The following is a 1,295-nucleotide window of genomic DNA, read 5'->3' as shown; positions in this document are numbered from 1 at the left end:
CAAAAAATGAAACGCACTGCTATGGATAACGATTACATGATTCAAGTTCTCAGTTCTTGTTTCATTGACTCTACATTAGATTCCGAAAAGCCCTTATGTCAAGCCTGATTGAGATGCTCTTACCCTGACCAGGATACGTTTATTTAATTCATAGTATAGGAACAAATAGATATAAAATAGGACGAACTGTAAGACACCCGGAAGAGAGATTAAAAGAATTAAATAGAGGACAAAGCCCTTATCCTTTAGAACTAATTCATTTTATATCTGTAAATAATGTTTATACAATTGAAAAAGAGCTACATGGTAAATTTCAACAATACCGTGCTTATGGTGAATGGTTTGAATTCACATATGAATATGAAATTTATAATGTTATTCAAATAATGAATATACATAACAATAATGATTATTATATTCAAAACCAAGAAAGTGTAATTTCTTATGATGATGAGGAAGATGATGACGAAGAAGATATTATCTTTAATGATTATTATATTCAAAACCAAGAAAATGTAATTTCTTATGATGAGGAAGATGATGATGAGGAAGATGATGATGAGGAAGATGATGAAGAAGAAGATAATGATGATTATATCCAACAACAAAATATTAAAGACTTTATAACCAAAACTTTAAAAAGATTAAAAAATTTAGAAGTATTTTCAATACTAACATTAATAGTAGCTATTTTGATAGCAATAAGCACATTTGTTTTAACAATACTATTTATTTCATTTCATTCGGTAAATTATGATTTACATAAAAATATATTATCAAATCATTTTTTAGGGGATTTATGGAATTTAACAACATATATATATGGTATAATACCTTTTTGTTTGAAAGCCCTCTGGATTGGTATTAAAATAATATTAGATATGGCATTATATATAATTATTTTAACATTTAAAATCCTATGGAGCTGCGTAGATTTTTTATTTTAATTTTAAACCGAACTTTAATATTCTCTGTCAAGAATAACAACAAATCCTTATTAACCCAAGTTGCTAGTTATGAGGAAGAGCGATAGCTACGCTGCACTTCGTGAACGCTAGGGTGAAGTTTGGGAAATAAACAAGTAGCCGGTAGAGATTCAAATGGAAAGAAAGTCATCAAAAATTGACTCCTAGAATGCAGAAGCGACGGTCAGTAATAATGAAATTACAAGTATGAATAGTAACTGATTAGATAAATGCTTCTTGCAGAGTGAAGGCAAAAATAAATGCCTGAACTTTCAGTAAAAACCCTTGATATGTGACGGCATGAATGGATTTGGGAAAATCACTTGTAAT

At 29.0% G+C, this 1,295-nt stretch carries 1 protein-coding gene and 2 pseudogenes; 2 read left to right on the top strand and 1 reads right to left on the bottom strand.

The genetic code is table 11. The features are described from left to right. Positions 1-143: 143 nt before the first annotated feature. Together FFR48_RS30315 and FFR48_RS29170 are read left to right on the top strand one after the other, a co-directional pair. Positions 144-347, top strand: a pseudogene (locus FFR48_RS30315) (GIY-YIG nuclease family protein); the annotation flags it as partial. A 39-nt stretch (positions 348-386) separates the two neighbouring features. Further along, positions 387-947, top strand: a complete 561-nt coding sequence (locus FFR48_RS29170; protein WP_236104227.1) for a hypothetical protein — start codon at positions 387-389, stop codon at positions 945-947. 240 nt (positions 948-1,187) lie between these two features. Here the strand turns inward: FFR48_RS29170 and FFR48_RS30775 are convergent. Beyond that, positions 1,188-1,295, bottom strand: a pseudogene (locus FFR48_RS30775) (IS982 family transposase); the annotation flags it as partial.

This window comes from Sphaerospermopsis reniformis (assembly GCF_005402885.1).
Taxonomy (GTDB): Bacteria; Cyanobacteriota; Cyanobacteriia; order Cyanobacteriales; family Nostocaceae; genus Sphaerospermopsis; species Sphaerospermopsis kisseleviana.
The sequence above is the reverse complement of the archived record's forward strand: the minus strand, read 5'-3'. Positions and strand labels throughout refer to the sequence as shown.